Genomic DNA, 23,169 nt, shown 5'->3' with positions numbered 1-23,169 from the left:
GAAAAAGAGGAAGGTGCCTCATGAGCTACAACGACAATTTTATTAAAGCATGCCGTAAGGAACAGGTGGATACGCTGCCCGTTTGGTATATGCGCCAAGCTGGAAGATACGACCCGGATTATCGCAAAATCAAAGAAAAGTACTCGCTGCTGGAGATTTGCCAGCAACCAGAGCTAGCTGCGGAAGTTACCATGATGCCCATTAAAAAACTGGGTGTGGATGCCGCAATTTTATATTCTGACATTATGAATCCCGTCGCTTCACTTGGGGTTGATTTTGATATTGTCAAAGATATTGGTCCTGTTATTCATACTCCGGTTCGCACAGCGCAGGATGTTGATCGTCTGCGTCCTATAGATGTGGAGAAAGATTTATCACATATCCTTCAAACGATCCGCATTTTAGACCGGGAGCTTGAGGTTCCTCTGATCACATTTGCGGGTGCGCCGTTTACAATTGCTAGCTACTTGATCGAAGGTAAACCATCGAAAAGTTATATTCGCACAAAACAGCTCATGTACTCTGAGCCGACGGTTTGGTTTGCGTTAATAGAGAAGCTTGGTGACATGGTTATTACGTATTTACGAGCGCATATCGCATCGGGTGCCAAGGCTGTTCAAGTATTTGATAGCTGGGTCGGCGCGCTTTCTCCTGCAGATTTCCAAATGTATGTACTGCCGACAATGACGCGAATTTTCAAAGAGCTTTCAGATTTGAAAGAACCTAAAATTTATTTCCCCGGCGTAAGTTCAGGCGAATTACTCCCTTATCTTAAAGATCTCCAAGCGGATGTTATTGGCCTTGATTGGCGGATTCCGATTTCAGTAGGCCGTGAGAGAGTCGGCAAGCGCTTCGCAGTGCAAGGAAACTTGGATCCTTATATTTTAACGGCTCCAATGAGTGTGATTGAGAAACAGGCAAAAGCAATCATTGACGAAGGGATTCAGCAGCCAGGTTATATTTTTAACCTAGGCCATGGTTTATTCCCGGAAGCATCGCTTGAGAAGTTAAAGGAATTGACTGCTTTCATACATTCTTACTCACATTCCGCATTAACTCAGCAAGCAGAAAAGAGTGGTGTTTAAGATGACGAAACGCCGTATTGGTGTATTAGTAATGTCTTATGGTACGCCTGAAAGCTTGGATCAAGTAGAAGCGTATTATACACACATAAGACGCGGGAATCCACCAACATCTGAGCAGCTACACGAGTTGACAGCCCGTTATGAGGCGATTGTAGGCGGGTTCTTCCCTCTACGTGAGAATACGAATAAGCAGGTCAAAGGACTTGAGACCACATTGCGCAGAGAGCATCCTGAGATGGAATTTGTCTGCTACCAAGGTCTGAAGCATGCTCAGCCCTATGTAGAAGACGGTGTGGAGCAAATGGTTAATGACGGTATTACGGAGGCTATAGGTGTCGTTTTAGCCCCTCACTACTCGATTATGAGCGTCGGCGGCTATGTGAAAAGAGCGAAAGATAAGGCGGAGGCACTTGGTCTTGAGATTGATTTTGTACTTGATTATCACCTTCATCCTAAGCTGCTAGACGCCCTTAGTATGCGTGTAGACAAAGCTTTGGAGAAATTCTCCGGATTGGATCGGAATGACGTACGCGTTATCTTTAGTGCGCACAGTTTGCCAGAAAAAATTCTTGAAATGAAAGACCCCTACCCGGATCAACTGCTTGCTACTTCCAAAGTCCTTGCAGAACGCGTTGGCCTGACGAATTGGCAGTTCGGTTGGCAAAGCGCGGGGCAAACCGCTATGCCTTGGCTGGGTCCGGACATATTGGATGTCTTAAAGAAGATTAATATAGAAGAAGGCGTGAAGAACGTTCTGCTCTGTCCCATTGGTTTTGTTTCGGATCATCTCGAGGTTCTCTACGATATTGATATTGAAGCACAGGCTTTGGCTAAGGAACTTGGATTGCATTTAGAACGAACAGAATCGCTAAATACAGATCCACTATACTTGGAAACGTTGAGCGATGTTGTGTATGAGAAATGGAAAGAGGTTTATCAGCTATCATGAGTACGCGGGTTCCTCACTATATGATTGTTGGCGGGGGTATTACTGGACTTAGCGCTGCGTTTTACTTAAAGAAACGGTTGGAGTCTGATGGAGTCCCTTTTCATCTTTCAGTGGTGGAGAAATCGTCGACATTTGGCGGGAAAATTCACACCATCGAGCGAGACGGTTTCTTTATCGAAAAGGGGCCGGATTCCTTCCTTGCACGGAAGCGTCCAATCATTGATCTAGCTTATGATCTCGGACTTGAACATGAGCTTACAGGTACGAATCCTGGGGCAAAGAAGACCTATATTGTACGTCAAGGTAAGCTGCATAGGATGCCGCCTGGTTTAGTGCTCGGAATACCGACACAGATGACACCTTTCATGAAGACAGGTCTCATATCGCCATTTGGTAAAATGCGAGCTGCACTGGATTTGATCCTGCCTAAACGTGATTTAACAACGGATGAATCGCTTGGGCATTTTCTGGAACGCCGTTTAGGAAAAGAAGTGTTGGAACGCATTGTGGAACCGCTTCTAGCGGGGATATATGCGGGAGATACGTTTAAGCTTAGCTTGAAAGCAACGTTCCCGCAGTTTCGAACGATGGAACAGAAGCATCGGAGCTTGATTCTCGGGATGATGGCCAGCCGCAAAAATGTTACCGAGGAGAGCACTCACTTACCCCCGGCGATTCGCAGTTCGGTTTTCGTGACGTTCAAGAAGGGGCTTCAGATGCTGGTTTCAGGCTTAGTAGAGGCTTTGGAGTCAGTTGATTTGCGAAAGGGTGTTGGGGTTGCTTCAGTTAGCAAAATGGGGCAGAAAACAGAGGTTATCTTTGAGAACGGACAAAGTGAAATCGTAGATGGCGTTATCCTAACGACGCCTACTTTCCAGGCTGCGCAGATGCTGGCTCATTTGCCTGCTGCAAGTGAGCTTAAGAAGATTGACTATATTTCTGTAGCGAATGTCATTATGGCTTTCGATCGCAAAGACATCCCTTTTGAACTCGATGCTTCGGGGTTTCTAGTACCGAGATATGAAGGCAGGACGATTACGGCTTGTACCTTAACATCTGCCAAATGGCTGCATACAGCTCCTGATGGGAAAGTACTGCTGCGCTGTTATATTGGTCGTTCAGGGGAGCAAGAATGGCCACAATGGACGGATGACCAGCTAGTGAGCAAAGCTCGCCATGATCTCCGTGAATTATTAGGTCTCGAGGCGGAGCCGCTATTTGCTGAGGTAACTCGTTTAATGAATTCCATGCCGCAGTATCCAGTCGGTCACCTGGAGCAGATTGAACGTTTCCGTGATGAGCTTGCGGCTGCTATGCCTCAAGTCCTAATAACGGGTGCGGGGTTCCATGGGGTCGGCCTCCCTGACTGTATACGGCAAGGTAAGGAAGCTGCTTGGCAGCTTGCGGACATTATACAAAATCAGTCTCAGGATGCGGCAGTTACAGCCGGTACGATTTAGCGAGAGTGCGTAGTTTCAACACATTTTATCATAGAAGTTTTAACTGGGGGTATGAAGTTATGGGAAATTCAGGAAGAATCGACACGCGCTCATCGGCCGCTTTTCAAGAAGCCAAGAAGTTGCTTCCCGGCGGAGTGAACAGTCCTGTTCGCGCTTTTAAATCGGTTGGTTTGACACCGATGTTCATGGAGAAAGGTTCAGGATCTCGCGTAACGGATATTGACGGTAATACGTATATCGATTATGTAGGCTCATGGGGTCCATTAATCGTAGGACATACACATCCAGTCGTACTGGAAGCGATTAAAGCTGCTGCAGAGAAGGGGACTAGCTTCGGTGCTCCGACGCTTCTAGAAACGGAAATGGCAAAGCTGGTCATTGAACGGGTGCCGTCCATTGATATGGTTCGTATGGTGAACTCAGGGACAGAAGCGACCATGAGCGCGTTACGGCTAGCCCGCGGATATACGAAGCGCGATAAGATCGTGAAGTTCGAAGGAAGCTACCATGGTCATGCCGATGCGTTATTGATCAAAGCTGGCTCTGGTGTGGCTACACTTGGCCTGCCTGACAGTCCTGGGGTGCCCAATAATGTAGCATCGAATACGATCACTGTGCCTTACAATGATTTGGCATCCGTGAAGTTAGTATTTGAGAAGTTTGGCGAAGAAATCGCAGCTTTGATCGTTGAACCGATTGCAGGGAATATGGGAGTTGTACCTCCAGCCGAAGGATTTTTACAAGGATTACGCTCCATTACAAAACAATACGGCTCTTTACTTATTTTCGATGAGGTGATGACGGGCTTCCGCGTACACAAGAATTGTGCACAGGGCTTGTACGGCATTACACCTGATCTAACATGTTTAGGCAAGGTCATTGGCGGAGGACTTCCTGTTGGCGCTTATGGAGGCAGACTAGATATCATGGAGCAGATTGCTCCGGCGGGAACAATCTATCAGGCGGGGACCTTATCAGGCAATCCGTTAGCCATGGCAGCAGGCTTCGCGACGCTATCTCTACTTGGCGAGCCTGACGTTTATGAGGAACTGGAACGTAAGTCTGCGAAGCTGGAAGCTGGATTTGCACGCAATGCGGCTGAAGCTGGCGTAGCAAGCACGATTAACCGTGTAGGTTCAATGATATGTCCTTTCTTCACAGAGCAGGCTGTCACGAATTACGATACAGCTAAAACATCGGATTTAGCTAAGTTTAATGCTTACTTCGGCCATATGCTGGATTTGGGCGTTTCAGTTGCACCATCACAATTCGAAGGTATGTTTGTGTCAACCGTTCACTCCGATGAAGACATCGCGGCGACAATCGATGCTCATCGTGAAGCGTTGAAGCGTTTATAACATGAACACTACAAAAGACCTGGCCAATGCTGCCAGGTCTTTGTATTATGTACTAATTTAGTTTGCTTTTGTTGGAGCAGCACTCGGAGTTGGAGATGCACCATTCCCATTGCTAGATTGAACAGGACTTGTGGTAGGTATTGTTGTCGGGCTCGGCTTTGATGGTGCGGAAGCTCCTGGTGAGGAGCTTCCTGTGCCTGTGTTTCCATTTCCAGTTCCTTCCGAAGGACCTGGATTTGCAGGTGCTGTTGGTGAAACTTCTGGCTTCACCGATGGACTTGGTTTTGAAGAACCATTTTCTGTTCCGCCAGGACTATGAGATGCACCATTCTTGCCTGGTTCACTGCTGGAATCAGGCTTGATTGACGTTGTTGGTGTCGGTGTTGCTTTCGGTGTCGGCGTTGCTTTTGGCTGATTAGCTTTCTTATCCGCTTGTTCCTTCAAGAATTCAGGATGATCATAAGCACCACCTGGATCGATTGTCGTAAGTCCTTCCCAAACGTTCTTCACCTTTACCTGTTCAGGATGATCAAATACTAGAAATGCAGAAGGTAACCGACGCTCGCCATAACGACTTGAAGGCTTCGTAATCAACGCATCGTTATATACCATTTCGGAAGAAGCTCCGCCATCCAAGAAGCCTGCATTAATGACACCATCTTGGAGGAATAAATCCTGAACTTCTTTAAGTGTTGCACCTACACTGTGTGCTTGACGGCCGTCGATTACGATGAAGATAACCGTTCCGTCGGCTTTTTGTCCGACAGCCGTACGAGGTGCACGTCCCCAGCCGCCATCACCGCTCGTAATGAGCGGCTTTCCGTTAGCGATAACACGAGGATAGAAGGACACTGCGTCAGAAACACCAAGCTTGATAAGCTCGTTAATCGTGTACTTACCGATAATGAGTGTGCCTTCTTTGGTAAATCCTACAATATGTTGAGCAATACTGCCCTCTTGGTCCGTATAAAGAATATTTCCACCGGACATAATAGCTCCAATTGGAGCAAATCCGTTTCCAAGTCCATCTGGATCGTTGAATCCTCCACCGTTTACGCCCGCGACAGCACCAGTACGCTGTACCATAGATGTGATTCTCTCGCCTTCACCTTGCTTATCGGGAACGACAACTCGAATCGTTCGTGGATCATATACATACATTTTCTTACCTTTCCAAAATTGACCGGAAATGTCCTCGACTTTCACAAGACTATCCAAAGGACGATTTTTATTGAATTGAACCGCGCGCAAATCTTGTTTTTCAACAGAGTTGACTTCGGTCAAATTTTGCATTTCAAGAACCAGCTGATCTCTACGCTGAGCGCCTACGAAAATCCACGCCCAATCACGATGCTGTGTCGTAATGACCGTTTTGGCCAAATACTCACGAATATATTCTCCAGGCGGAGTTAGAAATAAAAAGCTCGAACTAAGAAAAGTACATGCTGCTATAACTAGAAATGTGCGTTTCAGCCAACTGTAACTGCGAAAGTGATCTAATATTGTACTACCCAAGGTTGTCCCTCTCCTGCTCTAGTATTCTATTTGATGTGTAAATGTCGAAAAAAAACAATACTAGACTTATATTATCATATTTTCGTATGCAATTGTTATTGGTAATTGTTAAAATAAAGTTACATAATACCTAAAACCTTAAGGAGTTATTAAATCTATGAAGCGATATTACTTTTTTGATTTTCCAATAGATCTAATGGCAGCTATTTTTCTATTTCTCCTAATCTTACTCACAATCGTTCTATCCTTTCATAAAAGGACACGATCATGACAGAGTGGAAGCGCAGCGGTGAATGGTTGGAGCTCCCAGCGCCCAATGCGATGTGGAAGCCCCTTAAGCCTGGGGCCATTGAAGAATTAGCTGCTTTACTGCCTGTTCCGCGAAAGTTCTTTCTTCGATTAGCTTCTCAAGGCCGTATTCAGGTTGAAGGTGACAAAGTAAATCTCCATGTGTTTCCTGCTGAGGAGGCCTCGTTCAGACCTGAACGTTATAACCTCGACGTTATCTATGAGGACGACTTCTGTTTGGTTGTTAATAAACCGGCTGGTATGTCCGTTCATCCTTCAGAAGTAGGGCAGAGCGGTACGCTGGCTTCTGCGGTTGCTTACTATTACGCTTCAACTGGCCAAGCTTGTGAGGTTCGGCATATTCATCGTTTAGATCAAGATACAACCGGGGCGGTGCTCTATGCCAAGAATGAATGGGCTCATGTGTTGCTCGATGAGGCTATGCGTGATAAACGAATTGATAGGAGCTATGTGGCGTTAGCTGAAGGGGTGTTCCGGGCGAAGCAAGGAACGATTGATGAACCTATCGGCAAAGACCGTCATCATTCAGGCAAGCGCAGGGTTACGCCTAACGGAGATCAAGCGATTACGCATTATAAGGTGCTTCGACAAATGGAGAAGGCTGCTTTCGTAGGATTAGAGCTAGAAACAGGCAGAACCCATCAAATTCGAGTCCATCTCAGCTATTTAGGTCATCCATTAATAGGAGATACCTTGTATGGTGGTTCTTCGCGTTTGTTTCATCGTCAAGCGCTGCATGGTGAAAGGCTTTTGTTTGATCATCCGATTACTCAGAAGCAGATCGAGGTTCATGCGACTTTACCGCAAGATTTTCAACTTTTGTTAACGGAAGTCGCAGCACTATAAAAATGTAGTCATGCCTAGCCCTTCCCACCCATATACTTTTAGAGACAAACAAGTAAATGGCCTAACAATCCGAATGCTATCCAGCATTCGGGTTTGATGGAAGGGAGGATTAATTCGGTGTCTGAACAACAACCAGGTTTAAGATTCGATATCTATGAGCGTGTTCATTTGCAAGAAGATTTGGCGGGGATACAAGAATTCAGTGATGTAGAATTGCTTCCTCATATTCAGGTGCTTACTTTGGATGATCAGGCAATCCTGAAGGGGAACTTACTGCTTACAGGCAATTATTTCAGTGAAGAAGGGGGTACACCCAGGTCACTGGAGCACTTGATTCCAGTTGAAATCACATTACCTTTGAATCGCATTCATCGTGTAGAAGATATTCAGGTTGAGATTGAGAACTTTGATATTGATCTTTTATCAGCCAGAAGTCTGAATGTTACTGGTGTTCTATCCCTGCAGGGTGTCGAAATTGTTTCGGCTCCGGCCGAGAGCTGGCGTGAGGAAGAGGAAGTTACGTTCGTACATGAAGTTGATATCCCGCAGTTCGAACCACCTCTGCCGTATCCCTCACAACCTATTCAAGAGCCTCAAGTATTTCAATCCATGCCAGAGCCCGTGTATATAGCGCCAATTGCGGGTGCTCCTTCCTATATGGATGTCCCCGTTCAGGAAGAGTCTTATCATGATGATGGTGTGGTTGCAGTTGATATTGTACAAACCGAATTGAAGGTGACCCCCCCTCATGAGAGCCCGGTGGTTACAGAGGATAAGAAAGATCTCAAAGTCGCCTTCGGCAAAAAGGCAAATGAGGCTATCGACATTAACCCGTACGGTATCAAATCGCTTTTGTCAAAGGCTGGCTCGTATCTTACGGATAAGAGGAAAGCTGAAGAAGAAGCGCAGGCTGCACTTGCTGAGGAGACGAGAATAGATGCTGTTGAATGGAAGCGACTTTTCCTTCAAAGCAGTACGAGTTCGCAAGAATTTAGAAAGTTAAAAATGTGCATTGTTCAAAAGGAAGATACATTAGAGTCGATTGCCAAACGCTATCAACTCAACCCACGTGAGCTACAGCTTTTGAATCGTCTCAATGATCAGGACATTTCGGTTGGGCAGGTTATTTATCTACCTAGATAAATAACAGGATACATAGGCAAGAGTCTCTGGCTGCTTTTAACGGCTGGAGGCTCTTATTTATATGCTGTAACATCTTTCAGATACAAGCATAATTTATTCTTAAACGGTAATACTGGAATGATATATTGACTCTATTTCAAATGTTCGTTATCATATGATGTAAACCATTTTGAGTAATATTGGAAACGTTGATAGGGAGTAGTAGGCGGTAAGCCCTTCAGAGAGTGGAACTGGTAGCGCTGAAAGGTTCCATAGGATGCAACCGAACGAAGTCGCCCTGGAGTTGTAAATGTGATTGTAAGCGTCCCGTGTAAACGGAATGCTGACTTAGCATTTGCCGGCCGCAGCCGTTATCTGTTTGAGAGCCACGCGCTTCATTCGTGAAGCTGCGCGGAATGAAGGTGGTACCACGGAAGCGCAAGCCTTTCGTCCTTTGCGGGCGGAGGGCTTTTTTTGTTTGAATGGACTCCGATTCGAGATTAATTATAGGCCTTATAAGCCTATCTAACAGAGATAACAGTAATGGAGGTAATCCTATGACCGAAGCTAATGAAACCAAAGAACAAATGCAATTGTCTACCACTTACGATCCAAAAGAAGCAGAACGAAAGTGGTATGATTACTGGATTAAGAAGGAATTTTTCAAAGCGGGCAATCGTCCAGATGCTGAAACCTACACCATCGTGATTCCGCCTCCAAACGTTACGGGCATGCTTCATATTGGGCATGCGCTTGATTTTACACTGCAGGACATTTTAATTCGTACCAAACGTATGCAGGGTTATGACGCACTTTGGCTGCCCGGATCTGACCACGCGGGTATTGCCACACAAACGAGGGTTGAGCAAAAGCTCCGCGAGCAAGGACAATCACGCTATGACCTTGGTCGTGAGAGGTTCCTAGAGAAAGTGTGGGAATGGAAGGATCTATATGCGAACACCATTCGCGAGCAGTGGGCCAAAATGGGATTCTCCCTAGACTATTCCCGTGAGCGTTTCACTCTGGATGAGGGGCTATCGCAAGCCGTCCGCGAAGTATTCGTAAGCCTTTATGAGAAGGGTCTTATTTATCGCGGTAATTATATTATTAACTGGGATCCAGCGGCACGCACAGCGCTATCTGACATTGAAGTAGAATACAAAGAAGTGCAAGGCGCCCTCTATCACCTAGAATACAAAACGACCGATGGAACAGGTTCCATCGTTGTTGCTACGACACGTCCTGAGACGATGCTCGGCGATACAGCGGTTGCTGTTCATCCGAAGGATGAGCGCTATAAGCATCTCATTGGCAAAATGCTGCTTCTCCCGATTGTGAATCGTGAGATTCCGATCATCGCGGATGATTATGTAGAAAAAGAGTTCGGAAGCGGCGCTGTAAAAATTACGCCTGCCCACGATCCGAACGACTTCGAAGTCGGGAAACGTCATGATCTCCCGCAAATTCTCGTTATGGACGAAACCGGTACAATGAACGCCAATGCGGGTCCTTATCAAGGTATAGATCGCTTTGATTGCCGTAAACAAATCGTAGCTGATTTAAAGGAGCAAGGTGTTCTTATCAAAATAGAAGAACACATCCATCAAGTAGGTCATAGTGAGCGCAGCGGTGCGGTTATTGAGCCTTATCTGTCGACGCAATGGTTCGTGAAGATGCAGCCGCTTGCTGACCAAGCGATTGAAGCACAAAAAACAGGCAAAGGCGTTAATTTCGTACCTGATCGTTTCGAGAAAATTTACCTGAACTGGATTGAAAATGTACGCGATTGGTGTATTTCCCGTCAGCTGTGGTGGGGACATCGCATTCCCGCATGGCATTGTGCGGATTGTGGTCAAATCACGGTAACTCGTGAGGACGCTACAGCTTGCTCGCATTGTCAGAGCACGAACTTGAATCAAGACAACGATGTGCTTGATACATGGTTTAGTTCCGCATTGTGGCCGTTCTCAACTCTAGGCTGGCCGAATGATACTGAGGATTTGAAGCGTTTCTATCCGACGAATGTACTTGTTACAGGTTATGACATCATTTATTTCTGGGTAGCTCGGATGATCTTCACTGCCCTTGAATTTACGGATCAAATTCCGTTTAAAGATGTATTAATGCATGGTCTTGTACGCGATTCTGAAGGCCGCAAAATGTCCAAATCCTTAGGCAACGGTGTCGATCCGCTAGAAGTTATTGAGAAGTATGGCGCAGATGCTATGCGCTATATGATTTCGACGAGCAGTACGCCGGGTCAAGATCTCCGTTTCCGGTGGGAACGTGTCGAGCAAGCGCGGAATTTTGCTAATAAGATTTGGAATGCTTCCCGCTTTGCTTTAATGAATCTAGAAGGTGTTACCGCGGCAGACATCGATCTAACAGGTCATCTTGGCACCGCGGATCGCTGGATTTTGCATCGTCTGAACGAAACGGTTCGTGAAGTAACTCGCTTAATCGACAGCTATGAATTCGGCGAAACAGGACGATTGCTTTATAACTTCATCTGGGACGATCTTTGCGATTGGTATATTGAGTTCAGTAAATTGAGCTTATACGGTACGGATGCAGCTGCTAAGAAAAAGACACAATCCGTTCTGGCATACGTACTAGACCATACACAGCGTTTGATTCATCCGTTCATGCCTTTCATTTCGGAAGAGATCTGGCAGCATTTGCCGCATGAGGGTGAGACGATTACGCTCGCATCTTGGCCGAAAGAGAATGCCGCTTTCGAATCGCCTGATGCTGTTCGAGAAATGGAACTCTTGATGGATGCCATTCGTTCAGTTCGTAATATTCGCGCCGAAGTGAATGTGCCTATGAGTAAGAAAGTTGAACTGCTTGTAAAACCAGCCAGCAGTGATGCTCTGGGCATTCTTCGTAACAATGAGGAATACTTGAAGCGTTTCTGCAACACGTCGCTGCTTCAAATCGACGCAGAGATGGCAGCGCCGGAGAAAGCCATGACATCCGTCATCACAGGAGCAGAGCTTTTCTTACCGCTGGCAGGTCTTATTGACATTGCGCAAGAGCTTGCACGTTTGGATAAAGAACTGCAATCCTTGCATGGTGAAGTAGAGCGAATTGAGAAGAAGTTAGGCAATGAGGGCTTTGTGGGCAAGGCACCTGCGAAGGTGATCGAGGAAGAGAAGGCTAAGCTTGCAGATTATGCAGATAAGCGAGATAAAGTGATTGCTCGATTAGCGGAATTAAAAGGTTAATTTCAGGAAAACAAACGATTGCCTAGTTACGAAGACAAGGTCAATCATATAGTAAATGAGGATGAGAACGATGAATGAATTAAAAGATATTCATCCGGCTGAATTCCAGACAGCGCAAGAAGCTATTGCCTGGATTGTCGGCCGGATGGAGAAACTCGGTATCAAGCCGGGTCTCCAACGTATGCAGTTGCTGATGGATAAACTCGATCACCCCGAACGCAGGCTGAAGTTCATTCATGTGGCGGGGACAAACGGAAAAGGCTCCACGTGTGCCTATTTATCTTCTGTTTTGCAGACTTGCGGCTATGATGTAGGCACATTCACTTCCCCTTACTTGGAAAAGTATACGAATCGTATCCAAGTGAATGGAGTGGACATTGAAGACGACGTGCTGCTTAGACTTGTGAATGAAATAAAGCCAATCGTTGACGAGATTGCTGAGACCGAGGTTGGCTCTCCGTCGATGTTTGAAATTTCAACTGCGCTTGCGATCTTGTATTTTGGTAAAGTCGCATATCCTGATTATGTAGTATGGGAAACAGGACTCGGGGGAAGGCTGGATAGCACGAATATTGTGAATCCTGTCGTAACCATCATTACCAATGTAGGCCATGACCATATGGATATATTGGGAAACACACTGGAACAGGTAGCAGCAGAGAAAGCGGGTATTATTAAAGCTGGTGTACCTGTAATAACGGCTGTTGAGCCGAATGAGGTGTGGCGTGTTATTGAACAAACAGCCAAGGATAAGAAAGCAACACTTTATTCTCTTGGCGGGCAATTCAATTTCTCCCATGTTTCAAGTGAGCTAGATAAACAAACCTTTGATTTTAGCGGACCGTTTCGGAATTTGAAAGGTGTGCCGATTTCGTTAAACGGACAGCATCAATTGAAGAACGCAGCTGTGGCTGTAATGACGCTTGAAGTACTTCGTCAATATTATGCCTGTATCGTAGATGATGAAGATCTTTACAAAGGTCTCAAGGAAACTCGTTGGCCAGGTCGGCTTGAGATGATCTCGAACGAGCCTCGCATTTTACTTGATGGCGCGCACAACCCAGAAGGAGCTGCGACACTTGCTGCAGCGCTCCAAAGTGTATACCGTTACCGCAAGCTTCATTTGATGATGGGAATGCTTTCGACAAAGAATCATACTGGCTACCTGAGGCATATACTACCATTGGTGGATACTCTTATATTTACGGAACCCGATTTTCATAAAAAAGGGGATGCCTCTATGCTCGCTGAGCTTGCAAGTGAGCTTCTCCATGATATGAACCGTATGGTGGACATCGTTGTTGAGCGAGATTGGAAGAAGGCATTAGAAACCCTTATAAGCAGAACTGAGCAGGATGATCTGGCTGTCGTATCCGGCACGCTGTATTTAATCTCTGATGTTCGTTCTTGGATTACCTATCAAACCGATTCTGAAAAAGGATGGTGAGAACGGCGTGAGTCAAGCAGAACACGTACATTTTATAGGCATCGGCGGATACGGCATGAGTGCTATTGCCAAAGTCATGCTAGAAATGGGATACCGGATTTCCGGTTCCGACCTGGCACAGCAAGAGTTAACAGAAAAGCTAATAGCTAAGGGTGCGCAAGTTTTCATTGGTCATGAAGCGCGCAATGTATCAGGCGCAGATTTGGTTGTATACTCAACTGCCTTATCCAAGGATAATGTGGAGATGCAAGCGGCGGAAGAATTAAATATTCCTGTCATTCATCGTTCGCAGATGCTTGCAAGACTCATGAATGAACGTAAAGGCATCGCAGTTGCGGGAGCTCATGGCAAAACAACAACCTCCTCAATGATTGCCCTAGTGATGGAAATTTGCGGATTGGATCCGACCTATATTATCGGTGGCGAAATCATGAATGTGGGCAGCAATGCCAAAGCCGGAAAAGGCGAATTTGTTGTAGCTGAAGCTGATGAAAGTGATGGAACTTTCCTTCAGTATCATCCGACTCTTGCATTGGTGAATAATATCGAAGCCGATCACTTGGAGAATTATAACGGTGATTTTGAGAATTTGAAGAAAGCTTATAAGCAATTCCTCAGTCAAGTGAGACCTGGAGGAAGAGCAATTGTTTGTCAGGATGATACGTTCTTACGTGAAATGATTCCGCATATTCAAAGCGAAGTCATAACGTATGGCATAGATAATGCGGCTGACTATGTGGCTAGCGATATAACTTTAGGCGACCGTAAGGTTACGTTTACTGTACAATTTAAAGGCGAGGTATTAGGACCTGTAAGTTTGTCTGTACCTGGTAAACACAACGTATATAATGCATTAGCGACGTTAATCACTTGTCTGGAAGCAGGATTGCCTTTCGGAAAAATTGCTGATGCGATTCAAGAATTTCGCGGTGCAAAGCGTAGGTTCCAAGTACTCGGTGAAGTAGAGAATATACTGGTTATCGATGATTATGCCCATCATCCTACTGAAATTCAGGCAACCATTTCCGCGGCAAAAGCAACAGGGAAACGGATCATTGCGGTATTCCAGCCTCAACGGTACACACGAACCTATTATTTATTCGAGCAGTTCAGCCGCTCATTCGATGAAGCTGATGAGGTCATTATTACAGACATTTACTCACCTGCAGGCGAGCAGCGAATCGAGGGCGTAGATTCAGCCAAGCTGGTTGAATTGATCAGGAGCAACAGTAACCCGAATGTTCAGCATATGGCAACAAGGGATGAGGTTCTTACTTATTTGATTCAGCATGTGCAGCCAGGTGACCTGGTGATAACTATGGGAGCAGGCGACATATGGAAAGCAGCTGACGGCTTAGCAAAGTCGCTGCGTAAAAAATACGAAACGAATGGTTAAAAGAAAGATCGCTGTAAGCCGCAATGGCTAGAGGCGGTCTTTTTTTGCGGAACGGAACATAATTGAATTCTCTCAATCATAATCTAGTAACAGAAGATTTGGACAAGACGACGCGGCGCGATGCCCGTTTCCAAATAAATTTTACGAGGAGTGGTGAGGATGAATAAAGCAAGAATTACTTATCGTTTCGATCCAAAAGAAAGGGCAGAATCAACTCGTAAAGCATCACGAGTACCTGATCAACAAGAGAAGGTGATTCCACTCTATCAGGAGGAATTTAAGGTAGTATCGACTACGATTGACCATCGTACGTCAGATGAGGTCACTCCATATCATCAAGCAGAGAGGGAACAAGTAGAACATTTATTTGAACCGCATGCCTTAAATACATTCACGACAGATTTCGGGAACTGGAATAGTCAGATTGAATCTGAAGGTGAGCGGGTGGAACGCATTATTCGTGAATCGCAGGCAGCCCGCGAGAATCAAAGCGGTAGAGATCCATCACCTGAGAGAAATGAGCCCGTTTCGGACAGAAATCGTGATGAGTGGTCGAACTGGACGTCGAAAGGACCTTATGTAGAAACGGGGACAGGTGCTAGATACGCCAAATCATCCGGCACCCCCTGGATTCGGATTGCAACTTCTGTGGCAGGAGCAGTTGTAACCGGCATTGCGTTTGGATTCTTTGTTCTCTCGATGTTTTCAACCGATCGTGATTCAAATGTAACGCCATCGGTTAAAAATACGATAACCGTTCCGTCACCTAATGTACAAGCAGCCGCTCCATCGAAAGCGCCAACAGGAGCCACCAAAACGACGACAGATCAGGCACCAGCCGTTCCGGTATCTGCCGCGGCTGTTACACCGGTTCAAATACCTGCTAAATCGTATACATTCTTGCAAAATGGCGTATTTAGTACCTTACAAGGAGCCCAGGCTATCCAGGATACTCTGAAAAAGAAAGGCTTAGCTACAGCACTGGACACTACGGATAAGCCTACGGTATTTGTAGGATTTGCCAAGAGCCGGGACGACGCCCTTGCGCTAAGACAAGAGGTACAATCAGCGGATAAAACGATAGAAGTGTATATGAAGAATGTGGATATCCCAGCTGCGACAGGGATTCGTTGGGGCGGACCGAAACCGGAGTCGGTTCCTTCCTTTATTGCCGAAGGTGATAAACTTGTTAATACGATAAGCGGATTAACGCTTGTTCATTTGGCGGAGACGAAGCCAACCTCGTTGGCTGAAGCGTCACTGCAAACGATTCATACTTCACATCAATCGCTAACTACATTGTCGGCCACAATCAATGAAGGGTTAACAGATGATTCGAAACCGATCGTACAAAAAATGACATCGGCTATCAACAGTGCGGTTCAATCGATGGAAGAGTACAAGAAAAGTCCTTCCAATGCGATGCTATGGCAAGCTCAATCGTCCATGATGCAATACATCATTGCGCAGATAGAGCTGCTTAAGAAAATCAGCGTATCTTAACAAAAAAAGCAGTGTGCCAAAACTCGTAGGAGTTAGGACACACTGCTTTTTTTATTTGGTGTAATAACGATCTAACATGGCAGCAATCTCTGCACGGGTAATAGTTTGACTTGGTTTAAATGAGGTATCTGTTATGCCATCAATGATGCCTTTATTCTTGAGCGCGTAAATCGCTTTCGCACTCCACAATGATGTGGGAACGTCGTCAAAAGATGGGAGAGCAGCTGCGATTTGTTGGTTATTCGGTTTGGTAGCCATTTGTAAAAGGTGATCGAAGAGAAAAGCGACTTCACCTCTCGTAATCGGTTGATCAGGACGAATTGTCCCATCCGAATAGCCCTGAAGCAGATTCAAGTTTTTGGCTTTAGCGAAAACTGGACTTGCCCAGTGAGAGGACGGTAAGTCTTTGTAAATCTGCTCAGCAGCAGATTGGCAATCATAAACGTTGGACGTCACTGTTCCGCTTGGCGCGCAGGCTGGTTTCATTTCACTGAACGTGAATACCCGATCCATCAATGTGAGAAATTCAGCTCTCGTCAAGGCACGTTCCGGTTCATAGCGATTGGCGATACCTTCGATAACTCCTTTATTTTTCATCCGTAAAATCGCTTCCCTAGCCCAATGACCAAGTGAATCTGTAAAAAGTGGCGGCGTATAAGCGGCAATCCCATTTGCAATCCCAAGAGCCATTTTAGTACGTACGGAATCACTTGCCAGCAAAGCTGCGTCGCTTGCCTGGGTAAGAAAGGCTGTCTCCACGAGAATGCTGGGAATCGTCCCCATTCTGGCTACATAAACAGCACTTGGGACTAGACCTAAGTTTTTGGTACCTGCGGCTGCGAGTAGAGAATCCAAAACATGCTGAGCGAGGTCTTTGCTGTAGGGAGTCAGTTTCTTCATAGTTTCGCTAGCAGGATAATCTTCTTGTGGATACGCATTATCGTAGTAGAGTACCATGGTTCCATTGGTTTTTCCGTTTGGATGCGCATTAGCATGGATGGATACGAATAAATCCGCTTGCTCAGCATTTGTAAATTCGACGCGCTGTGCGAGTGACCAGTAGGAGTCATCCTTTCTTGTCAAGATGACCTCGTATCCTCTTGCAATGAGCTCGTTCCGTACCTTTTGCGTGATGTCCCAATTGACATATTTTTCCTGTAGGCCGTTAATGCCAATAGCACCAGAATCGCTTCCGCCATGTCCAGCATCGAGCACAACCTTGTAAGCGAATGCTTGAAATGGAAACGCAAATGTAAGTAATAAGGTTAATAGGATAAGTCTTTTAAGTAGAGTCATAGTTGAAGTACCTCCGCTAACTATCTTACTAGGATCGGCTTAGTATGTAAGCAGGTAAGAATCACCAAACGACCACATTTTACATGGAAAAAATTAGAGTGTGCCAGTATAATAGGGCTTGTACATAGAAGAGAGGATGACAGACATGAAAAAAGGGAATTTCACATTGATCGCATTTTTAATCGTCGGTTTAATTACCGGGATTATTATTGGCCAACTGCTGGCTCCAGTCCCTGCTCTCGCTTTTTTGACCAAATCGGCTCAAATTTCTTGGGAGCCCAAAGCAGATTTGCAAGTTGTGAAATATGAGTTGCATCTTCTGGTGAAACTAAACTTGTGCAGTGTTCTTGGATTAGTGGGAGCCTACCTCCTGTATCGCAAGCTATAGCAGGATTTGAAAACTTGTATGGACATTACTATAAGCTAGGAGTTGTTTTCTTTTGAGCAATCCCCATTCTCAGAACCAAAGACTTATTCTTGCTTCGTCATCGCCGAGGAGACAGGAACTTATTCAAGCACTTGGACTACCCTATATCATTCGAGTGAGCGATGCAGATGAGACCGTAGAAGGAAAAATTACTCCCGCTGAGCTCGTAGAAGTACTATCTTTGCGCAAAGCGTCAACTGTAAGAGAAATGCTAGAAGCTGATGAAAAACACGGAATCATTGTCGGATCCGACACAGTTGTTGTCTATCAGGATGAAGTTTTAGGTAAACCGGTGGACGAACAGGATTCCCTCCGAATGCTTAAAGCACTGCAAGGCGGCACGCATCAGGTTTACAGTGGAGTTGCTTGTATAGATGCGGCAACGGGGAAGCAAGCTGTCTCGTACCGTGTGACCCATGTGAAGATGAAATCAATGTCTGACGCCCAAATACTGCGTTATATCGCCACAGGAGAACCCAAGGATAAAGCTGGCTCTTATGCGATTCAAGGGATTGGGGCAACGATCGTGGAATTTATTGAAGGTGATTACTTTACGGTTGTTGGATTACCGCTTTCTTTGCTCAGTGATCTGCTGCTTAGTTTTGAAATTCAAGTTCTATAATCGTCAAAATATCAACGGTGTAGTTGTCCAAAATAGGGTTTATACATTGACTGTCCAATCTGTAACGGTTACAATGACAGTAAGCGACATGACTTCGCATTCTTCAGGGGGTATTGGCCATGAACAGCGAATTTACGATAGCCGTTCACAGTCTCGTATTTCTGGCTCATTTGCCCGATCATATGGCAACCAGCGAAGAAATTGCTGTGAATGTATCCACACATTCCGCTCGTATACGCAAAGTTATGGGCTTTCTACGAAAAGCTGGTTACGTTTCCACCAAAGAAGGAATTGGCGGCGGATTTATCCTTAGCCGTAATCCGGACGAAGTGACACTCGGTGAAATTTACCGATTAACTTGCCAAGGCTCCTTGAAACCGAGCTGGTGCTCTGGTGATGAGAATAAGCCCTGCGTGGTTTCATCCAAAATGGATAAATTGATGGGGAATGTGTTCGCAGACGCAGAAAAGCAGATGGAATTGTACTTTGATGGGCATACCATCGGCAGTATGCTGAAACGTATCAAAGCTTTCGAATGTCCACAGACGAATAATGAGCAGTTGTCCTAGAAGCCCTCGGATCTTACAAATCCGGGGGTTTTATGTCGTGTTATGAGCACTTTTCGGTATGAATGGGATGAGGATAAGTAACACAACCTACAAAATGAAAGAGGGGAATTCATGGAAGTCGCAGGCTTGATGCTTCGAGAAGTACCGCTTGAGGAAAGACCTAGAGAGCGAATGCTCCAATATGGGGCTGGGGCTTTAAGCCATGCAGAGCTCCTGGCCATTTTATTACGAACGGGAACGATGTCGGAGTCAGTGGTGCGTCTAGCAGGTCGTATTTTAAGTGAGAGCGGCGGGTTGCGAAGCCTAGTAGATATGAGCAAAGACCAGCTTACGCAAATCAAAGGAATTGGCGATGCGAAGGCACTGCAAATTCTAGCTGGTATTGAGCTCGGTCGTAGACTAGCCAAGAGTACATTGGCTGATCGAGTTACGATTCGTTCCCCCAAAGATATCGCCGATTTAATGAGTGAGGATCTTCGTTATTTGCAAAAAGAACATTTCGTTTGTTTATTTCTGAATACGAAGAATCATTTGCTTGCTCAAGAAACGTTATCGATGGGCAGCTTGAATGCGTCTATTGTGCATCCTCGGGAAGTGTTTCGCGCCGCGATCAAACGCAGCAGTGCTTCGATTGTCTGTGTACATAATCATCCTAGCGGTGATCCCACACCAAGTCCGGAGGATATTCAGCTTACACATCGGCTGGTTGAAGCAGGATCTATCATTGGTATTGAAGTGCTTGATCATGTTATCATTGGTGATCAGAGATTCATAAGTTTGAAGGAACAAGGCTTTATGTAATATAATAGTTAGGCAATAGGAAAGGAGCAACTGCAATGTTCGGTGGCTTTACAAAAGATTTAGGGATTGATCTAGGTACAGCGAATACATTGGTTTATGTAAAAGGCAGAGGGATTATCGTTAGGGAACCTTCCGTGGTTGCTCTACGTACGGATACAAAAACAATTGAGGCTGTTGGGGACGCAGCAAAAAAAATGATCGGTCGTACGCCAGGCAATATTCGTGCGATTCGCCCGATGAAAGATGGCGTCATCGCCGATTTTGAGACGACTGCGACAATGATTCGCTACTTCTTGAGACAAGCTCAGAAGCAGCGCTGGCTATTCCCGCGTCATCCAAACGTCATGGTTTGTGTGCCTTCAGGCATCACTGCTGTTGAGAAGCGTGCCGTTGAAGATGCGACGAAACAAGCTGGAGCGCGGGAAGCTTATACGATTGAAGAACCGTTCGCGGCAGCGATTGGTGCAGATCTGCCTGTATGGGAACCAACCGGCAGTATGGTTGTCGATATTGGAGGCGGAACAACAGAGGTGGCTGTAATCTCTCTGGGAGGCATTGTAACGAGCCGCTCCATTCGCATCGCAGGTGATGAAATGGACGAAGCTATCATTCAATACATTAAACGTACTTACAATTTGATGATCGGGGAACGCACATCCGAAACGCTTAAGATGGAGATCGGGTCGGCACTTCCGATGGACAAGCCAGAGTCTCTTGAAATTCGTGGACGTGATCTTGTTTCCGGATTGCCAAAAACGTTAAGCGTTACTTCGGATGAAATTACAGATTCACTCACGGACACGGTGAATGCGATCGTTGAGGCTGTGAAAGTCACTCTCGAGAAATGTCCGCCTGAGCTGTCAGCGGATGTTATGGATCGCGGGATTGTATTGACGGGTGGTGGCGCTTTACTTCGCAATCTGGATCGCTTGCTCGCCAAAGAAACCGGAATGCCTGTGCTCGTCGCAGAGAATCCACTAGATTGTGTAGCGATTGGAACAGGTCGCGCATTAGAAAATATTCATTTGTTCAAGAATAAGTCAGGATCAAGTTCGAGATATAAGCGTTAATATTCGTTAGAAGGTGCTCATTTTGTTTAAATTTATGGGAAACAAGAGGCTGATTTTCCTCATGTTCGGTCTAGTCTGCTTCTTTATATTGATGGGATTGACACTGGGGAACCGGGCACCGATGACGTGGCCGGAAAAGTTTGTCAAAGACTCGGTTTCATGGACGCAAGGACTCTTCTATAAGCCCGCTGCGCAGGTAGCGGGTTTCTTCCAAGATATCCGGCAGCTAAGAGTCATTTATGAAGAAAATAAGACGCTAAAGCTTACTCTTACGCAGTATGCACGAGATACACAACGTCTGAATGAGCTAGAGTCGCAAAACAAGCGGTTGATGGAAGCGCTTGGCTTCACAGAACGACAGCGCCAGGCTAACGTGTATACGTATCGTATTGCTGAGGTCGTGACGGTAGATCCAGATCCATACAATAGCACGGTAACCATTAACTTAGGCGATAAGGATGGCATCAAGGAGAATATGGCTGTCATGACCGTAGATGGATTGGTTGGTAGGGTGAGTAAGGTATTCGGCTTTCACTCTAATGTTCAATTGTTAACGGAAACGAATGATACTGACAATAACTCTAAGGCAATTGCTGTCACGGTGAAGGGGAATGCGAATCAACCTTTCGGGATGATTGAGTCCTATGACTCCAAAACCGGCGAACTTGTGATGAACAAGGTCGAACATGCTGACGATATGAAAGTTGGGGAGACGATCATTACATCAGGTTTAGGGCAAGTGTTCCCTAAGGGCATTGAGGTAGGGACAATCTCTTCGATAGGTCCAGGTGAATTCGGTATCACATACAAGATTATGGTGAAGCCTAAAGCTTCGTTTAACCATATTCGTGAAGTGTTTGTGGTCGAAGTCCCGGAAGTGAAATGAGGTGAGCCGTTAAATTGATTCGACATTTGCTGTGGCTCATTCTGCTTGGATTGTTTATCCTGCAAGGTACCCTGGTTGTATGGTTAATCCCATCAGCTTGGCAATCTAGTGTCATTGTTACCCCCCATTTTACACTGGTATTCATTCTATTTATTGGACTTTTTCATCATCGTCATTCCGCATTAATTTATGGGCTCCTATTCGGGCTTTTGCATGATTTCAACTACTATGGCTCGATGCTGGGTGTGTATTCCTTCGGTATGGGGCTCACGGGCTATTTGGCCGGATTAGCGCAGCGAAGACAGCCTAATTTGATATTTTATAATCTGCTTATTACAGGAATCGGCTTGCTCTTGTTTGAGTTTATCAATTATGGCATTAATCGGTTATTCAAGCTCATTGACATTGATCTTAAATTTGCTCTCACCCATTACATGCTTCCGAGTGTTCTATTTAATCTGCTTTTCGCCTTGATTTGCTACGTTCCAATTCGCAAACTGCTTGAAGGAAAGCGGATTGCGCCGTCCGGAAACGAAGATTAATTTTCCAGGCTGGTAGCAGGAGAACATAGGACATGAACCGAAATGTATAGGTTGGGAGGTCGTCATAAAATTATGTCTGTTGCTAAGCACCATGTGATGATAAAAGGGATCAAGGATGGCCTTGTTTTTTTACTAAATGACGCATGCGAATGGCAAGATTTGCTGCAAGAGCTGCAGCACAAGCTTGAGAAAACGCATCAACAAATATTGACCGGCCCGATTATTCATGTACACGTTAAATTAGGCAGCCGAGATGCGACCGAAGAACAGAAAGAAGAAATAAGGTCCGTCATCAGGCAAAAAGGCAACCTGCTTATCCAATCGATCGAAAGTGAGCCGCGTAAGGATGCTGCTGCTGAAGAGCCTGCTGTATCAATGACAACGCTCAAAGGGATGATTCGTTCGGGACAAACCCTCCACAATGAGGGTGATTTACTATATTTAGGCGATGTTAATCCTGGCGGAACCATTACATCTACCGGGAACATTTATATTATGGGCTCTCTTCGCGGAATGGCACATGCGGGGGTCGATGGCGATGATAAAGCGATCATTGCTGCATCTCATATGCGTCCTACGCAATTACGGATCGCAGGAATCATTAGCCGTTCTCCTGATGAATGGGGGATCGAAGAGGCTTTCATGGAATTTGCTTATGTGAAAGAAGGCAAAATGGAAATCGACAAGCTTCATCAGCTTCATCGCATTTGGCCGGAATCCAATGTGAAATTATAGTTTG

20 protein-coding genes and 1 other annotated feature are annotated in these 23,169 nt (G+C 45.6%); of the genes, 18 read left to right on the top strand and 2 right to left on the bottom strand.

Going from position 1 to position 23,169, the window contains the following annotated elements; all coding sequences use genetic code 11:
• Positions 1-20: 20 nt before the first annotated feature.
• Genes hemE through hemL form a run of 4 tightly spaced genes read left to right on the top strand, consistent with a single transcriptional unit; the run spans position 21 to position 4,852 of the window.
• Positions 21-1,085 (top strand): uroporphyrinogen decarboxylase, encoded by a 1,065-nt coding sequence (gene hemE, locus BLT91_RS10000; protein WP_090820292.1) that lies wholly within the window; start codon positions 21-23, stop codon positions 1,083-1,085.
• 1 nt (position 1,086) lies between these two features.
• Complete coding sequence (gene hemH, locus BLT91_RS09995) at positions 1,087-2,034, top strand: ferrochelatase (protein ID WP_090820290.1); 948 nt, start codon at positions 1,087-1,089, stop codon at positions 2,032-2,034.
• Positions 2,031-3,494: a protoporphyrinogen oxidase gene (hemG, locus tag BLT91_RS09990; RefSeq protein WP_090820289.1), complete on the top strand. Its 1,464-nt coding sequence runs from the start codon at positions 2,031-2,033 to the stop codon at positions 3,492-3,494. Before hemH ends, hemG begins: the two co-directional genes overlap by 4 nt.
• 59 nt (positions 3,495-3,553) lie before the next feature.
• Positions 3,554-4,852, top strand: a complete 1,299-nt coding sequence (gene hemL / locus BLT91_RS09985) for a glutamate-1-semialdehyde 2,1-aminomutase (RefSeq protein ID WP_090820288.1) — start codon at positions 3,554-3,556, stop codon at positions 4,850-4,852.
• Positions 4,853-4,909: 57 nt separating this feature from the next.
• On the opposite strand, the gene BLT91_RS09980 is transcribed toward hemL, so the two are convergent.
• Positions 4,910-6,367, bottom strand: a complete 1,458-nt coding sequence (locus tag BLT91_RS09980; protein ID WP_090820285.1) for a phosphodiester glycosidase family protein — start codon at positions 6,365-6,367, stop codon at positions 4,910-4,912.
• A gap of 267 nt (positions 6,368-6,634) precedes the next feature.
• Between BLT91_RS09980 and BLT91_RS09975 the strand changes: the two genes are divergently transcribed.
• The 6 genes from BLT91_RS09975 (at position 6,635) to BLT91_RS09950 (ending at position 16,217) form a co-directional block, all read left to right on the top strand.
• Positions 6,635-7,522, top strand: coding sequence for an RluA family pseudouridine synthase (locus BLT91_RS09975; RefSeq protein WP_090820283.1), 888 nt, complete (start codon positions 6,635-6,637; stop codon positions 7,520-7,522).
• 117 nt (positions 7,523-7,639) lie between these two features.
• Entirely contained in the window at positions 7,640-8,665 is a 1,026-nt protein-coding gene (locus BLT91_RS09970; protein WP_090820281.1) for a LysM peptidoglycan-binding domain-containing protein, read from the top strand.
• 179 nt (positions 8,666-8,844) lie between these two features.
• Positions 8,845-9,102 (top strand) — a binding site (T-box leader).
• A gap of 99 nt (positions 9,103-9,201) precedes the next feature.
• The gene (locus tag BLT91_RS09965; RefSeq protein WP_090820279.1) at positions 9,202-11,871 is read left to right on the top strand and encodes a valine--tRNA ligase; all 2,670 of its coding nucleotides are present in this window, start codon (positions 9,202-9,204) and stop codon (positions 11,869-11,871) included.
• A gap of 70 nt (positions 11,872-11,941) precedes the next feature.
• The gene (locus tag BLT91_RS09960) at positions 11,942-13,318 is read left to right on the top strand and encodes a bifunctional folylpolyglutamate synthase/dihydrofolate synthase (RefSeq protein ID WP_090820277.1); all 1,377 of its coding nucleotides are present in this window, start codon (positions 11,942-11,944) and stop codon (positions 13,316-13,318) included.
• A 7-nt stretch (positions 13,319-13,325) separates the two neighbouring features.
• Complete coding sequence (gene murC / locus BLT91_RS09955; protein ID WP_090820275.1) at positions 13,326-14,714, top strand: UDP-N-acetylmuramate--L-alanine ligase; 1,389 nt, start codon at positions 13,326-13,328, stop codon at positions 14,712-14,714.
• Between the two features lie 159 nt (positions 14,715-14,873).
• Positions 14,874-16,217, top strand: coding sequence for an SPOR domain-containing protein (locus BLT91_RS09950; protein ID WP_090820273.1), 1,344 nt, complete (start codon positions 14,874-14,876; stop codon positions 16,215-16,217).
• Between the two features lie 51 nt (positions 16,218-16,268).
• Here BLT91_RS09950 and BLT91_RS09945 read toward each other — a convergent pair whose 3' ends face one another.
• Complete coding sequence (locus BLT91_RS09945) at positions 16,269-17,513, bottom strand: N-acetylmuramoyl-L-alanine amidase (RefSeq protein ID WP_090820271.1); 1,245 nt, start codon at positions 17,511-17,513, stop codon at positions 16,269-16,271.
• 145 nt (positions 17,514-17,658) lie between these two features.
• Between BLT91_RS09945 and BLT91_RS09940 the strand changes: the two genes are divergently transcribed.
• The 8 genes from BLT91_RS09940 (at position 17,659) to minC (ending at position 23,165) form a co-directional block, all read left to right on the top strand.
• A complete protein-coding gene (locus BLT91_RS09940; RefSeq protein WP_090820269.1) occupies positions 17,659-17,901 on the top strand; it encodes a DUF4321 domain-containing protein in 243 nt (80 codons plus the stop codon).
• 52 nt (positions 17,902-17,953) lie between these two features.
• Entirely contained in the window at positions 17,954-18,562 is a 609-nt protein-coding gene (locus tag BLT91_RS09935) for a Maf family protein (RefSeq protein ID WP_090820267.1), read from the top strand.
• Between the two features lie 119 nt (positions 18,563-18,681).
• Positions 18,682-19,131: an RrF2 family transcriptional regulator gene (locus tag BLT91_RS09930; protein WP_090820265.1), complete on the top strand. Its 450-nt coding sequence runs from the start codon at positions 18,682-18,684 to the stop codon at positions 19,129-19,131.
• A 111-nt stretch (positions 19,132-19,242) separates the two neighbouring features.
• Positions 19,243-19,932 carry a RadC family protein gene (gene radC, locus BLT91_RS09925; RefSeq protein WP_090820263.1) on the top strand — a complete coding sequence of 230 codons (690 nt, stop codon included), beginning with the start codon at positions 19,243-19,245 and terminating at the stop codon, positions 19,930-19,932.
• A gap of 35 nt (positions 19,933-19,967) precedes the next feature.
• A complete protein-coding gene (locus BLT91_RS09920) occupies positions 19,968-21,002 on the top strand; it encodes a rod shape-determining protein (RefSeq protein ID WP_090820261.1) in 1,035 nt (344 codons plus the stop codon).
• 34 nt (positions 21,003-21,036) lie between these two features.
• On the top strand, positions 21,037-21,888 hold the full coding sequence (gene mreC / locus BLT91_RS09915; protein WP_090820572.1) for a rod shape-determining protein MreC: 852 nt from the start codon (positions 21,037-21,039) through the stop codon (positions 21,886-21,888).
• Between the two features lie 14 nt (positions 21,889-21,902).
• A complete protein-coding gene (mreD, locus tag BLT91_RS09910) occupies positions 21,903-22,430 on the top strand; it encodes a rod shape-determining protein MreD (protein WP_090820259.1) in 528 nt (175 codons plus the stop codon).
• Between the two features lie 72 nt (positions 22,431-22,502).
• Positions 22,503-23,165: a septum site-determining protein MinC gene (gene minC / locus BLT91_RS09905; RefSeq protein ID WP_090820257.1), complete on the top strand. Its 663-nt coding sequence runs from the start codon at positions 22,503-22,505 to the stop codon at positions 23,163-23,165.
• Positions 23,166-23,169: the final 4 nt, after the last annotated feature.

The sequence above is a fragment of the Paenibacillus sp. yr247 genome (genome assembly GCF_900103825.1).
Taxonomy (GTDB): domain Bacteria; phylum Bacillota; class Bacilli; order Paenibacillales; family NBRC-103111; genus Paenibacillus_E.
The sequence above is the reverse complement of the archived record's forward strand: the minus strand, read 5'-3'. Positions and strand labels throughout refer to the sequence as shown.